At 34.8% G+C, this 14,515-nt stretch carries 11 protein-coding genes; 6 read left to right on the top strand and 5 right to left on the bottom strand.

Going from position 1 to position 14,515, the window contains the following annotated elements:
• Positions 1-546: 546 nt before the first annotated feature.
• Together rbfA and ACZIYX_RS03290 are read left to right on the top strand one after the other, a co-directional pair.
• Positions 547-939 carry a 30S ribosome-binding factor RbfA gene (gene rbfA / locus ACZIYX_RS03295; RefSeq protein WP_462680770.1) on the top strand — a complete coding sequence of 131 codons (393 nt, stop codon included), beginning with the start codon at positions 547-549 and terminating at the stop codon, positions 937-939.
• Complete coding sequence (locus ACZIYX_RS03290; protein WP_462680769.1) at positions 936-2,138, top strand: ABC transporter permease; 1,203 nt, start codon at positions 936-938, stop codon at positions 2,136-2,138. The genes rbfA and ACZIYX_RS03290 overlap by 4 nt, the downstream gene beginning before the upstream one ends.
• Before the next feature lie 1,117 nt (positions 2,139-3,255).
• Here the strand turns inward: ACZIYX_RS03290 and dusB are convergent.
• On the bottom strand, positions 3,256-4,248 hold the full coding sequence (gene dusB / locus ACZIYX_RS03285; RefSeq protein WP_462680883.1) for a tRNA dihydrouridine synthase DusB: 993 nt from the start codon (positions 4,246-4,248) through the stop codon (positions 3,256-3,258).
• A gap of 328 nt (positions 4,249-4,576) precedes the next feature.
• Between dusB and lepA the strand changes: the two genes are divergently transcribed.
• Positions 4,577-6,373 carry a translation elongation factor 4 gene (lepA, locus tag ACZIYX_RS03280; protein ID WP_462680768.1) on the top strand — a complete coding sequence of 599 codons (1,797 nt, stop codon included), beginning with the start codon at positions 4,577-4,579 and terminating at the stop codon, positions 6,371-6,373.
• Positions 6,374-6,724: 351 nt separating this feature from the next.
• On the opposite strand, the gene ACZIYX_RS03275 is transcribed toward lepA, so the two are convergent.
• Positions 6,725-7,546, bottom strand: a complete 822-nt coding sequence (locus tag ACZIYX_RS03275; protein ID WP_462680767.1) for an HAD family hydrolase — start codon at positions 7,544-7,546, stop codon at positions 6,725-6,727.
• A gap of 322 nt (positions 7,547-7,868) precedes the next feature.
• On the opposite strand from ACZIYX_RS03275, the gene ACZIYX_RS03270 reads away from it, so the two are divergent.
• Positions 7,869-8,294, top strand: coding sequence for a secondary thiamine-phosphate synthase enzyme YjbQ (locus ACZIYX_RS03270; RefSeq protein ID WP_462680766.1), 426 nt, complete (start codon positions 7,869-7,871; stop codon positions 8,292-8,294).
• A gap of 94 nt (positions 8,295-8,388) precedes the next feature.
• On the opposite strand, the gene ACZIYX_RS03265 is transcribed toward ACZIYX_RS03270, so the two are convergent.
• The 3 genes from ACZIYX_RS03265 to ACZIYX_RS03255 all read right to left on the bottom strand — a co-directional run bounded on the left by ACZIYX_RS03265 (position 8,389) and on the right by ACZIYX_RS03255 (position 11,801).
• Entirely contained in the window at positions 8,389-8,829 is a 441-nt protein-coding gene (locus ACZIYX_RS03265; RefSeq protein ID WP_462680765.1) for a hypothetical protein, read from the bottom strand.
• A 267-nt stretch (positions 8,830-9,096) separates the two neighbouring features.
• Positions 9,097-10,149: a cytochrome-c peroxidase gene (locus ACZIYX_RS03260; protein ID WP_462680764.1), complete on the bottom strand. Its 1,053-nt coding sequence runs from the start codon at positions 10,147-10,149 to the stop codon at positions 9,097-9,099.
• Positions 10,150-10,538: 389 nt separating this feature from the next.
• Positions 10,539-11,801: a sterol desaturase family protein gene (locus tag ACZIYX_RS03255; RefSeq protein ID WP_462680763.1), complete on the bottom strand. Its 1,263-nt coding sequence runs from the start codon at positions 11,799-11,801 to the stop codon at positions 10,539-10,541.
• A gap of 370 nt (positions 11,802-12,171) precedes the next feature.
• On the opposite strand from ACZIYX_RS03255, the gene atpD reads away from it, so the two are divergent.
• Both atpD and ACZIYX_RS03245 read left to right on the top strand, forming a co-directional pair.
• Complete coding sequence (atpD, locus tag ACZIYX_RS03250) at positions 12,172-13,680, top strand: F0F1 ATP synthase subunit beta (protein WP_462680762.1); 1,509 nt, start codon at positions 12,172-12,174, stop codon at positions 13,678-13,680.
• 94 nt (positions 13,681-13,774) lie between these two features.
• Positions 13,775-14,053, top strand: coding sequence for a F0F1 ATP synthase subunit epsilon (locus ACZIYX_RS03245; RefSeq protein WP_462680761.1), 279 nt, complete (start codon positions 13,775-13,777; stop codon positions 14,051-14,053).
• The last annotated feature ends 462 nt before the right edge of the window (positions 14,054-14,515 follow it).

Raw genomic sequence — 14,515 nt, 5'->3', positions numbered from 1 at the left:
TACGATTTACGGATGAGAATTTCTTATAAAAAAACAACTCCCGGGTTAACTACTCCCGGGAGTCTAAATTGAAACATAATTGTATTACACAAACTCAACTTATACTAATCATGACAGTTTCAATTGTACTGTTATATTATTTCTACAAATTTGTATTTCCGTTTTTAATGTATTTGTACGTATATAACGTAATATAATTACGGTTACCCTATGCTTTTTAGTAATTTTGGCGAATATTTAACGTTTTCATTCATTTTAAGTGCTGAGAAATCAATTTTAAAAAAAACATCTTGAGCAAAAATCACATAAAATAACAAATGCCTGGACTTATTATTTAGTTATAATAACTCAAAGCGAGTTAAAATATAAATCGAATCCTATTTATATAATTGAAAATCTATACAACGCTTACCTTCTTTTTGAAACAGTTTAATCTGCGTCATTTCTAACACTCACAACAAAAAGCAAACAACAAATCATATAATCTAAGTCTTTAAAAGCAAAACTGCTCTATGTCTTAATGATTTTAATATGTATTTTTGTACCATGGAAACAAACAGACAGAAAAAAATTGCAGGAGTATTGCAGCAAGATGTAGCAGATGTAATACAAAGTGCATTGCGAGAAGCAGGAGTGCAAGGAATATTGGTTTCTGTAACCAAAGTAACTGTAACTACAGACCTATCTATAGCAAAAGTGTATATGAGTATTTTTCCGCATCAGGAAGGGGAAAAGGTATTAAAAGAAGTAAATGTAGTAAAATCGCAAATAAAACATAAAGTAGCGCAGCGCACTAAACACCAGTTACGCCGTATGCCAGAGCTATCGTATTTTATAGACGATTCTTTAGAGTATATTTCTAATATAGAAGAAGCAGTAAAAGGTAAAGAGGATCCTATAAATAATCCCGACCTTCTGGAAAGACGTAAAAAGAAGTGAATTTTTCGTACTACATAGCAAAGCGATATCTATTTTCGCCCGGTAGCAGTAATGCCATTAATATCATTACTATTATTGCAGCTACAGGGGTAGTAATAGGAGCAATGGCTTTGTTTTTGGTGCTTTCGGGATTTGCAGGGCTTAAAGATTTTAGCCTTCAGTTTTCTACCTATTTTGATCCCGATCTAAAGATTTTTCCAGAAAGCGGAAAAACATTTACGTTTACCAAAACCCAAAAAGAAAAACTTGCTAAGCTGGATGGTGTTGCCCATTTTTCTGAAATTGTAGAAGAACGGGTTTTTTTAGAATACAGGGATAAGCAAAAAACTACCTTTATAAAAGGAGTAGATGCCAATTATCCTAAGGTTATCTATACCGATAGTATTATAATATATGGCGAGTGGTTGACCAATAACGATTTTCAGGTAGTTGCAGGCAATAGTATTAGTAGAGAGCTTAGTATGGTGCCAGAGCAAACCTATACCAATTTGCTTAGTATCTACGTTCCTAAACCCGGAAAAGGTATCCCTAGCGATCCATCTAAAGCATTTAGTTCAGAAAAAGCAGTAACCATTGGTATTTATAGTGTAAACGAGGAGCTGGATAAAAAATATATTTTTGCTACTACAGATATGGTTCGCAAGCTGCTGGAGTTGCCAGAAGATAAAGTAACCCATATCGAACTTAAATTATCTTCACAAGCAAATGAAGAAGATATCAGACAAAACCTACAATCTATTTTTGAGAATAAGGTGGTTGTAAAAAACAGGATGCAGCTTAACGATACCTTGTATAAGATGCTAAATACCGAAAATTTGGTATCTTATCTGGTAATTACCCTAATTGCCGTTATTGCATTGTTTAACGTTGCAGGAGCTATTATAATGATGATTATCGATAAAAGAAGTAATGTAAAAACACTATACAATATTGGGGCATCCCTGGTAAATATTAGAAAAATATTTTTGTTTCAAGGTTCTCTTATGACAGTCTTAGGAGCTTTACTAGGATTACTTTTAGGATTTATACTCATTGTGTTGCAGCAACAATTTGAGCTATTAATGATCACCCCATCACTACCATACCCGACTCGCATAACCGTTATGAGTTTTGTCGTTGTGTTTTTTACAATTACCTTAATAGGATTTATAGCTTCATTATTAGCATCCAGCAGGATCAATCAAAAATTGGTAAGTTAATTTTATATGTATTTTGGGCGTTCGGGCGGGCTATCCGTTTTTACTCCTCGATACGTTGCTCCCTCGCCAAGCTTATTCTGATCTTGCCGAAAGGCTAAGGATAACAAATGACCTGAGGCAACCTCGAAGGGCAAAATAACAAAGGCTTCAGGATAGCAACTTCTCTGCGGGGTAACCACTACTATCCCTAACGCAAAATAAAACACTAGAAAGCTTTTAACTTTATTATGTTATATTTTCTGGTTTTACATTTTGTGTCCTAAAATAGATTCCGTTTTTCAACGGAATGACAAAAAAAATAGTGCCCTGAGGTGGCTCGAAGGGCAGCATTTCAACGGAATGACAAAAACCAATAGTGCCCTGAGGTGACTCGAAGGGCAAGTAAACATTTAACTTTATTATGTTACATTTTTTGGTTTTACATTTTGTGTCCTAAAATGGATTCCGTTTTTCAACGGAATGACAAAAACCAATAGTGCCCTGAGGTGACTCGAAGGGCAGCATTTCAACGGAATGACAAAAACCAATAGTGCCCTGAGGTAACTCGAAGGGCAAGTAAACATTTAACTTTATTATGTTACATTTTTTGGTTTTACATTTTGTAACCTAAAATGGATTCCGTTTTTCAACGGAATGACAAAAAAAATAGTGCCCTGAGGTAACTCGAAGGGCAGCATTTCAACGGAATGACAAAAAAATAGTGCCCTGAGGTGGCTCGAAGGGCAGCATTTCAACGGAATGACAAAAAAAATAGTGCTCTGAGGTGACTCGAAGGGCAAGTAAACATTTAACTTTATTATGTTATATTTTCTGGTTTTACATTTTGTAACCTAAAATAGATTCCGTTTTTCAACGGAACGACAAAAACCAATAGTGCCCTGAGGTAACTCGAAGGGCAAGTAAACATTTAACTTTATTATGTTATATTTTCTGGTTTTACATTTTGTAACCTAAAATAGATTCCGTTTTTCAACGGAATGACAAAAACCAATAGTGCCCTGAGGTGACTCGAAGGGCAGCATTTCAACGGAATGACAAAAACCAATAGTGCCCTGAGGTGGCTCGAAGGGCAAAATAGTAAAGCACTCAGGGAAAGGAAACTCAAAGAGCAACGTTTTTAGACAAATTCAAACCCTTTAAACGCAGATTCTACTTCGTTAAAAGCAGCAAATACATCTTCGGGCAGATCGCTGGTTACCATTTTGGTTCGATAATCTTTAAAATGGGGAATGCCTTTAAAGTAATTGGTATAATGTCTTCGGGTTTCAAAAACCCCTAGTTTTTCTCCTTTCCAGTCTATTGCCATTTGCAAATGCCTGCGTGCTGCATAAACCCGCTCTTCGATAGTAGGAGGAGGTAAATGCTCACCTGTTTTAAAGTAGTGCTTAACTTCTTTAAAGAACCAAGGATAACCAATACTTGCCCTGCCAATCATAGCGCCATCCAAACCATATTGTTCCTTCATTTCCATAGCGCGTTCCGGAGTATCCACATCGCCATTGCCAAATATAGGAATATGCATTCTTGGGTTGTTTTTTACATCACTAATTGGTCGCCAATCGGCATTACCTTTGTACATCTGTGCTCTGGTACGACCATGTATGGCAATTGCTTTTGCTCCTGCATCCTGTAATCGTTCTGCTACCTCTACAATTTTTATAGAATCATGGTCCCAACCCAATCTGGTTTTTACCGTTATTGGCAATTTGGTATGTTTTACCATTGCTTCGGTAAGTGATACCATAAGATCTATATCTTTAAGTATTCCCGCTCCGGCACCTTTGCTTACCACTTTTTTTACAGGACATCCAAAATTAATATCAATAATATCCGGTCCTGATGCCTCTACAATCTCTACAGATTTTAACATCGAATCCAGATTGGCACCAAAAATCTGGATTCCCACAGGACGTTCTTTTTCGTAAATATCCAGTTTCATCACACTTTTTGCGGCATCTCTAATCAGTCCTTCGCTGGATATAAACTCTGTATATACCACATCGGCACCTTGCTCTTTGCATAATGCGCGAAAGGGTGGGTCACTTACATCCTCCATTGGTGCTAACAATAAAGGAAATTCTCCTACATCTATGTCTCCTATTTTGGCCACGGGATTTACTTTTTTTGGCAAAAGTACAAATTCTTTTAGACCTCACAGGTCTTAGAGTCTATGTGAGGTCTAAAAATATAGTAGGAGATAGTATAAACCTTCTAAAATCGATTATATTTGCAAGTCATTAAGAGCGTGAACACTGCGTGAGGGATAGAAGCAAGCTACCATGTAGCGCGTATAGCCCGACCTGTAATGAAATGTAAGGTCACGCACTTAATTATTTCGAAAAAGAAGAATAACCTTAAACAGGTCTTAAAACAGGATTAATATACCAAACGAAACGATTATGTAGAGTAGATGGTATATAAGACAAGAGAAACCATACATGAAAAACATTAGAAATTTTTGTATTATAGCACATATTGACCACGGTAAAAGTACGTTGGCAGATCGATTGTTGGATTTTACAGGTTCTGTAACTGCCCGCGAAGCGCAAGCACAACTTTTGGATAGTATGGATTTGGAACGGGAACGTGGAATTACTATCAAAAGCCATGCGATACAGATGGAATATATGTATAAAGGCGAAAAATATATTTTGAACCTTATTGATACCCCCGGGCACGTAGATTTTTCGTACGAGGTTTCAAGATCTATTGCAGCTTGCGAAGGGGCTTTGCTTATCGTAGATGCTGCACAAAGTATACAAGCACAAACCATATCTAATTTATATCTGGCACTAGAGAACGATCTGGAGATTATACCAGTACTTAATAAAGTAGATTTGCCCAGTGCAAACCCAGAAGAGGTAACCGATGATATTGTAGATCTGTTAGGATGTGATCCAGAAGATGTGATTCCTGCCAGTGCCAAAACAGGGCTTGGTATAGAAGAGATATTAACCGCAGTTATCGAGCGTATTCCTGCCCCAAAAGGAGTAGAAGACGAACCACTACAGGCATTGATTTTTGACTCGGTATACAACCCTTTTAGAGGGGTAGAAACCTATTTTAGAGTTGTAAACGGAGAAATTAGAAAAGGACAGCAAATTAAATTTGTTGCTACCGGAAAAAACTATTTTGCAGACGAGGTTGGTACCTTAAAATTAAACCAGGTTCCTAAACAGGTTATCAAAGCAGGAGATGTAGGATATCTTATTACCGGTATTAAAGATGCTCGAGAGGTAAAAGTAGGAGATACGATTACCGATGCAAAAACTCCCACAAAAAATGCAATTAGTGGTTTTGAAGATGTAAAACCAATGGTATTTGCAGGTATTTACCCAGTAGATACCGAGGATTATGAAGAACTTCGTAGTTCTATGGAAAAGCTGCAACTTAATGATGCGTCTTTGGTATTTATACCAGAAAGTTCTGCGGCTTTGGGTTTTGGTTTTAGATGTGGATTTTTGGGGATGTTGCACATGGAGATTATTCAGGAACGTTTGGAGCGCGAATTTGATATGACCGTTATTACTACAGTACCCAACGTATCCTACCATGCATTTACCAATAAAAACCCCGATGATATAATTATTGTTAATAACCCGTCAGATTTACCAGATCCGTCTTCGATGAACCGTGTAGAGGAACCTTATATCAAAGCTTCCATTATTACCAAATCCGATTTTGTAGGCTCTGTAATGTCTTTATGTATTGAAAAACGAGGAGAAATTACCAATCAAACTTATTTAACTACAGAGCGGGTAGAATTAACTTTTGATATGCCATTGGCAGAGATTGTTTTTGATTTTTATGATCGTTTAAAAACCGTGTCCAAAGGATATGCATCTTTTGATTATACACCAATTGGTATGCGTGCTTCTAAGCTGGTAAAAGTAGATGTTTTGCTTAATGGTAATATTGTAGATGCATTATCTGCATTATTGCATAAAGATAATGCTTATGATATAGGAAAAAGGATATGCGAAAAATTAAAAGAACTAATCCCTCGCCAACAGTTTGATATCCCTATACAAGCAGCAATAGGAGCTAAATTTATTGCTCGTGAAACGGTAAAAGCACTGCGTAAAGATGTAACAGCCAAGTGTTATGGAGGGGATATTTCTCGTAAGCGTAAATTATTAGAAAAGCAGAAAAAAGGAAAGAAACGTATGCGACAGGTGGGGAATGTAGAAATCCCTCAAGAGGCATTTATGGCAGTCCTTAAACTTAATGATTAAACTGAGGTCTGTAGATAAATATTTATCTAAAGCAAAAAATAAAAATTGGACAGACAATGTTTTATACAAGTCCAATTTGTTTGTAGAGCGCAGTCGGGAACTATTTTAATTAAGCAGGTTTCGATTGCGCTCCATATTTTAATCCATTGATAAAGTAAAGCAGGAAACTATTACGGATAAATACAGAAAATAGTGTATAGGGATTATAATTCTCTAGGTTAAATACACAAATTAATATCAGGGCTAAATCAACATAAAATAACATTAATCTTTCTAGTAGAAATTCGATTTTTTTCCTTTATAAATCTTTTATGCCATTTCATATTAATTTAGCTATACAATAAAATAGTATTATATATTGATTACAGCTTTTTTGGCCTTAATCATTTTATGAAGCATGTATTCTACACCATTGTCATTATTGCTTTTTGTAGTGTAATTGGCAATGGCTTTAACATTTGGATGCGCATTTTCCATTGCAAAACTATATGTGGCTCTGGTCATCATTTCCAGATCATTATTATAATCTCCAAATACCATAGTTTCTTCTGGGGATATATTATAGCTTTCTTGTAGTTGTTGTAACGCATAGCCTTTATTGGCAAGATTATGAGAAAGATCTAACCAAATCTCGCCGGATACTTTTACTTTTAAATTATTTTCGAGATGCTTAAAGGCCGGATACAGGTATTTTTCTGCTCCTTTATGATTGCAAATAGCAATTTTAAGGTATTGATCATCGGTAATATCCGCAAGGTTTTCAACTATTTGGTAACGGTCATAAAACTCACTGAACATATCTATAAAACTTTGTCCATGATCCTCGACATATCCGCGTTTTCGTCCGCACAAAACAACTTGCGAGCCATGTAGTGTTTTAATAATGTCCAGCAACTCCAAATATGTTTGGCGATCAATCTCTGTAGTTTGCAACTCTTTGCCTTGCCGCATGGTTAATGCACCGTTTTCTGCAATAACATAAATATCATCTTTAATAGGTTTTAGCTTATCGATAATACTATAATATTGTCTTCCGCTAGCAGCAACAAAAGTTACCCCAAGGCTATGTAATTCCTCAAATAGCTCAAAGAAATGCTGACTTACTTCTCCTTTGTTGTTAAGAAGTGTGCCATCCATATCCGTAGCAACCATTTTTACCTTAGCTAAATCCATATTGATTTATAATTTATAAGATGCAAAGGTATGTAGTTACCATAAATAGAATATAGTAGAGTTGTAAAATTTGTATTAAATTAGCAAAAACCTATAAATGATTATCTTTTATTGAAGAATCTGTAATTATAGTAGGTTTTTAAACCTAATTGAATTTCATTTTAACCATTTGGCACTATCCTGCCTGTAATCTGTAAAAATGTTATTTTTAAGATGCTATATATAGAGTAATTTAGCCAAACTAATTTATGTTTTATAAGGAAATTGCACAAATTGAGACAGAGATAATAAGTGCAATAGTTTAAAAAGTAAAAAAGAACAGATGAAATTTTTTCAGAAAGAAGTACAACTTCCTCCTTATCCCAGAGGTTTTCACCTTATTACCAAACAGATAGTTACAGAAATTACTGAAATCAAAGAGATCAAAACAGGGCAATTACAAGTGTTTATTAAGCATACTTCTGCCAGTTTAACTATAAATGAAAATGCAGATGCTACGGTGCGTGAGGATTTTGAAAGCCATATTAATGCTATGGTACCAGAGGGGGCACCTTATTATAAACATACTTGTGAAGGACCTGATGATATGCCGGCACATATTAAGGCTTCGTTAATGGGTACTTCGGTTCTTATACCAATTACTAATGGGACATTAAATATGGGAGTCTGGCAAGGGATTTATTTATGCGAGCACAGAGATTACGGGGGAGCAAGAAAACTGATTTTAACAGCCTGCGGAATTGGGTGATGCGAACTATAGATATAAAAACCCTTTGATAAGCACAGTTTTTGAGCATACCAAAGGGCTTTTTTTTTATGGACTACAGCATATCTGTAGTGTATTAAAACCAATTTGCCCAAGGGATTCTGGACAACATAAGAATCCATGCAATAGTATAAAAAATAGCTAGTATTTTAAATTTTGGTGTAGAGGTAAGTTTTTTCTTGTGTTTAGAATATCCCATAGTAATAAAAACAATGGTTAAAATCATTACAATAGGATGTTCTACATTGTATAATCGCAGAGTAGCATCTTTCATGATTTCGCCCATTTTATGAGTTCCTGAGAACCAGACAACAAGGGGAGATACAAAGAAAATAATAATACCTATCAAAAGTTGAATATGTGTTACAATAAGCGCAAATAAAGAAATTCTAAAATCTTTTGGACCATATTCTTTTTTGGTAAAGAACCCAATAAGTGCATTAATAGTAGCTAAGGTAACAATAAGGACAACAAGATAAGCCCAATAAGAGTGAACGATTTGAATAGCTTCGTACATAATGAGGTTTTTAATTTGTTTCAAAGGTACATATAATGCACAAAAAAACCTCGTTTTAATAAGAAACAAAGAACCGTAAAGATAAACCCGGATTATCCATGTGGTTAAGTTAAATTGTATTAAGGCCAGACGTAGTTAATATGAATGTTTTAAGCTATTTAAAAACGTAAACTAAAACAGAACTTTGATATGTTTGCTCTTGCTAAAATACGATCATGGATAATCTGGGTTTAAAAAGTATTGGCTATAGATTATTACATATAGTTCTTACTCCAGAGCCTCTTCCGGGACTTCTCCGGTCAAGGTTTGTAAAAACAAGTGGATCTCATTTACTTGCTGTGAACTTAATTTTTGATTCAATTGGGTTTCTCCCATAATAGCAATAGCTTCTCTAAGATTTTGTACACTACCATCATGAAAGTATGGTGCTGTTTTTTCAATATTGCGCAGTGAGGGAACTTTAAACACGTATTTATCAGCCTCATTTTTGGTAAGATCAAATTTACCATTATCAATATTTTTACTTTTTGTATGCTCCCAATAATTTACGGTAAGTCCAAATTTTTGATACATATTACCTCCCAGTAATGCCCCCGAATGGCAAGTAGTACAACCAACACTTATAAAAGTTTCCATGCCCTTTTTTTCATATTTGTTTAATGCAGAATTTTCGCCTGCTATATAAGTATCAAACTTAGATGGAGTAATTAGTTTTCGTTCAAAAGCACCAATGGCTTTTTCTATATTTTTATATGTTATAGGCTGTTTTTCCTCAGGGAACGCTTTGCCAAAAAGCTCGATGTATTCGTCAATTTTAGATATTCGGTCCACTACTACTTTTTCGCTGGGCATTGCCATTTCTATTGGGTTTAATATAGGGCCTCCTGCCTGTGCTTCTACATCGGGTTCGCGTCCGTCCCAAAATTGGGATATGTGTAATGCCGCATTAAGGGTTGTGGGAGAGTTGCGCCCCCCTGGTTTGCCATCATTACCTATCGAAAATGATAAATTATCCACACCATAGGTTTTTAAATTATGGCAAGTATTACAGCTTTGTGTATTATCCTTAGAAAGCCTTTTATCGTAATAAAGTTTTTTGCCAAGAACTACTTTTTCATGAGAAATAGGATTGTTTTTATTTTCAGCTACTTTGGGTAGTTCCCCAAAAGTTTTTCGGGCTTTTTTGTCAATTTCTGATACTGTATCCTCCTTGTTTTCTGTAGAAGAAACAGGAATATAATCTTTTTCCTTTTGTTTAGAATCCTTTTTGCACCCTATACATAATGTAAGGATGAAGACCCATTGAAGTACGTTTTTCATATTGTTAATTTTGTGTTAGATGTTATATTTTAACGTTGGTTTTTTTTATGTCGTTATACGATATTGATACTTACAAAAAAGAGTATTTTTTTAGAAAAAATAAGATATTGAAAGTTTTTTGGAGTTTTGATTTCAAAACGATTTTTGAGCAGGTTTATTGCTTTTTGTGATAAGAAAATAAGGAAACTTGAAAACTCTTATCCAGAGATAAGTAAGAAAGGATTTGTATACGTTATATCAAAGTACAACAGGTCAATCAATTTTTATCAAAAATTATTTTTTAGACCCCTATCAAATTATATTTTGTAAGATTCTTTATGTCACTTTTCTTTTTTTTGGATTTCAAAAATCAATAATTCAAGAGCAAATCCTCAAGAATTAAAATAATATCATATAGGTTGTGTATGATGCTTTTTTTCTATTAGCTGAAAATAAAACGAAAGTAAAAAAGATAGAATAATGTATGCTGAAACTATAAATGTAGCGCCATAAAAAACAGAATCTATGGCAAACCAACTGCCATAGTATATTATAAAAAACAATCCTGTTGCAAATTTGATAAATTCGGCAAATAAAGAAATCAAGTGGCGATCCATAAGAGAAGTGTACGCAAATATCGAGATAGCCAAAAAGGCAGCATATTGTATAATCTGGGCGAACTTCAGGTTTCCTATACTAATAAGCAAATGATACATTAATAAAATGGTAATAACCAATTGTGCCCAGGACCATAGTTTGAACAGTAGTGAACTATCTGTTTTATATTTTTTTCGGGTATAAGGATTGGTAATGATCTGTACGGGATATTTTTCTTTTACATCCTTGGGGCGCCAACCCGTTGGCATAAACCATATTCTTATTTTATCTGCCCGGTTGTTGGTTCTCCAGGCATCTTTTAACAGTTCCCATAGGTGCATATAATTAATTAAGAAAGGATTCCAGGTATCTACAGGTTTTTTTACCCCATACACGGGGGGCTTGTCAGGGATTTCTTCCTGAAAAGTTCCGAAAAGTTTGTCCCAGAAAATGAATATTTCAGAATAATTCTTATCCACATATTCATCATTGATAGCATGATGTACCCGGTGATGTGACGGAGTTACTATAATGTACTCAAAAAACCCCATTTTATTAATTAGTTTGGTATGATACCAGAATTGAGCAAAAAAATGGACAGGGGCAACCAAAGCAACTACTTTTGCAGGGATACCAATTAATGCCAGAGGTATATAAAGAAAAAAATATATAGAAACTATTGCAGAAACATTTTGTCGTAATGCACATGCCAGATTATACTCCTCACTGCTATGATGAATAATATGCCTGTTCCAAAATAAATTTATGGTATGATTAAAGCGATGAGACCAATATCCTGCAAAATCCAAACCTATAAAAGTTAGTGTATAAACAAGTAATGTAGATTCAATTTTAAGTAATGCCAGATTTTCTGCCATCCACTCATAACTAATAATAACTACAGTAAGTCCAATTAAAGTTTTAAGGGTATTGGTGATGCCAGAACTAATACTCGAAATAGTATCCATGCCCTCATTTACAGGTGTTTTTTTCCATCTGCTTATCCAGTACTCTATAAGTATTAGAACTATAAATGCCGGGATAGCATAACTTAAGGCAGTGGCATAAGTTTCCATTTATATTTTAGATTTATATAAAAATAAGGAAAATATTTATGGATAAAAAATCAACACCCAAAGCAAACTCACAAGGGATGTTTACACAACAGACCTTGTTTTTTGAGGCAAGTGTTTAAGGATTAAAAACATTTGGGCAGGAATTAATTACTTCAGAATTAAAAACCGACACACAATATATTCTTAAAAACGCTGTATTTTTTAATCTAAAAAAAAGAGAGAATACCCCCTTTAAAAAAACAAAAGAAAATGAGTTATTTTTTTCATTTTAAAAGACTATATTTGCAGCCTGAAAAAAGCTAGTATTCAGTACTGTTGAGTGCTTGGTTTTTTTTAACATAATTAATACTAAACATTAAATAGTTATATAATGTCTAAAGTTACAGGTAAAGTATCTCAAATTGTAGGTCCGGTTATCGATGTAGAATTCGTAGCTGGTACTGAATTACCAAAAATTTATGATTCGTTAGAAATTAACAAAACAGACGGTAGCAAGCTAGTGTTAGAGGTTCAATCTCACATAGGTGAAGATACTGTACGTACTATTGCAATGGATTCCAGTGATGGATTAAGCAGAGGTATTGAGGTTGTTGCAACAGGAGCTCCAATTCAAATGCCAATAGGAGGAGAAGTATATGGACGTCTATTTAATGTAATTGGGGATGCAATTGATGGTCTTGGAAATCTTCCAAAAGCAGGAAAAGACGGGCTTTCGATTCACCGTCAAGCACCTAAATTTGAGGATTTATCAACTTCTACAGAAGTTTTATTTACAGGTATTAAAGTAATTGATCTTATTGAGCCTTATGCAAAAGGAGGTAAGATTGGATTATTTGGAGGAGCCGGAGTTGGTAAAACGGTATTAATCCAGGAGTTGATTAATAATATTGCAAAAGGGCATGGAGGTCTTTCTGTGTTTGCAGGAGTTGGAGAAAGAACCCGTGAAGGTAATGATCTTCTTAGAGAGATGTTAGAGTCTGGAATTATCAAATATGGTGATGACTTTATGCACTCTATGGAAAATGGGGGATGGGATCTTTCTAAAGTAGATAAAGAAGTAATGAAAGATTCTAAAGCTACTTTTGTATTTGGACAGATGAATGAGCCACCAGGAGCACGTGCACGTGTAGCACTTTCTGGTCTTACTATAGCAGAATATTTTCGTGACGGAGCTGGAGACGGACAAGGAAAAGATGTACTTTTCTTCGTAGATAATATCTTCCGTTTTACACAAGCAGGTTCTGAGGTATCGGCTCTTTTAGGGCGTATGCCATCTGCCGTAGGATACCAACCTACTCTGGCAACAGAAATGGGGGTAATGCAAGAACGTATTACTTCTACAAAAACAGGATCGATTACATCTGTACAAGCGGTTTATGTACCTGCGGATGACCTTACCGATCCAGCACCAGCAACTACATTTGCTCACTTAGATGCAACTACAGTATTGTCTCGTAAAATTGCTGAGCTAGGTATTTATCCGGCAGTAGATCCATTAGATTCTACTTCCAGAATCCTTTCTGCAGATATCCTGGGAGACGATCACTACAACTGTGCACAACGAGTAAAAGAGTTGTTACAACGTTATAAAGAATTACAGGATATTATAGCTATCCTGGGTATGGAAGAATTATCTGAAGACGATAAACTGGCAGTAGGACGTGCTCGTCGTGTACAACGTTTCTTGTCCCAGCCATTCCATGTAGCAGAACAATTTACAGGTATACCGGGAGTATTAGTAGATATTAAAGAAACCATAAAAGGATTTAATATGATTATGAACGGAGAATTAGATCACCTTCCAGAAGCTGCGTTTAACCTTAAAGGTACTATTGAAGAAGCTATCGAAGCTGGTGAGAAATTGTTAGCAGAAGCATAAAAATAGTAGCGAGAGGTTAGGTAATAAATAAGATTGGTTTCTCTCTTATTTATTACCTAAGTGCTAATTGCTCAATACTTAATACTTAAAAAATATGTATTTAGAAATAGTAACTCCAGAAGCCGTATTATTTAGCGGAGAAGTAACCTCAGTTGCAGTGCCTGGAGTAAATGGAGAATTCCAGATGTTAGATAACCATGCACCGATAATTTCTTTATTAGGAAAAGGAAATGTTAAAATATACGGAGACATGAATATAGAGGAAGAAGTAAACGATAAATTTACCAAAGGGGAAAATGGATCAACACTACTTTCTATTTCTTCAGGAACTATCGAAATGAAAGATAATAAAGTAATTATTCTGGCAGACTAATTATTCTAAATAATTATCATTATATATATCCCTGTTAATAGCTCTATTAACAGGGATTTTTTGTTGTCAAGCCCGGGATTATGCAATAGAAAATCTATAACACCTTTAATCTACTGCAAATGATAAATGGTATAATATAACCGTTACACTTGATTTTTTAATTGATAACCATAGCCCTTCGATAAACTCACGGTAAACTACTATGCTAAAACTAAGAAAATCATTGTATTTATGATGTCTAAAAGTCTCATAACCAAGTTATATTGCATGATCCGGACAATGTCATTAAGTTACCCCTGTATCTTTTTGAGGATTAAATATCTGTAAAAGCAAAATACCCCTTTACTTCCATAATGGATTCCAGATCAAACATAGGATGACAAGCAGAAAGCATTGTGTTTTGGTTATTTTGTCATCCTATGTTTGTATAGGGTTTAAATTTCAATAATGATTTACTTTGTT

This window comes from Aquimarina sp., assembly GCF_977115655.1.
This window is presented reverse-complemented; position numbering and strand designations above follow the sequence as displayed.

Bases quoted from the DNA above. Each gene is read 5' to 3' on its own strand.
- rbfA (WP_462680770.1), top strand. From the start codon at position 547: ATGGAAACAAACAGACAGAAAAAAATTGCAGGAGTATTGCAGCAAGAT.
- lepA (WP_462680768.1), top strand. From the start codon at position 4,577: ATGAAAAACATTAGAAATTTTTGTATTATAGCACATATTGACCACGGT.
- ACZIYX_RS03275 (WP_462680767.1), bottom strand. From the start codon at position 7,546: ATGGATTTAGCTAAGGTAAAAATGGTTGCTACGGATATGGATGGCACA.
- ACZIYX_RS03270 (WP_462680766.1), top strand. From the start codon at position 7,869: ATGAAATTTTTTCAGAAAGAAGTACAACTTCCTCCTTATCCCAGAGGT.
- ACZIYX_RS03265 (WP_462680765.1), bottom strand. From the start codon at position 8,829: ATGTACGAAGCTATTCAAATCGTTCACTCTTATTGGGCTTATCTTGTT.
- ACZIYX_RS03260 (WP_462680764.1), bottom strand. From the start codon at position 10,149: ATGAAAAACGTACTTCAATGGGTCTTCATCCTTACATTATGTATAGGG.
- ACZIYX_RS03255 (WP_462680763.1), bottom strand. From the start codon at position 11,801: ATGGAAACTTATGCCACTGCCTTAAGTTATGCTATCCCGGCATTTATA.
- atpD (WP_462680762.1), top strand. From the start codon at position 12,172: ATGTCTAAAGTTACAGGTAAAGTATCTCAAATTGTAGGTCCGGTTATC.
- ACZIYX_RS03245 (WP_462680761.1), top strand. From the start codon at position 13,775: ATGTATTTAGAAATAGTAACTCCAGAAGCCGTATTATTTAGCGGAGAA.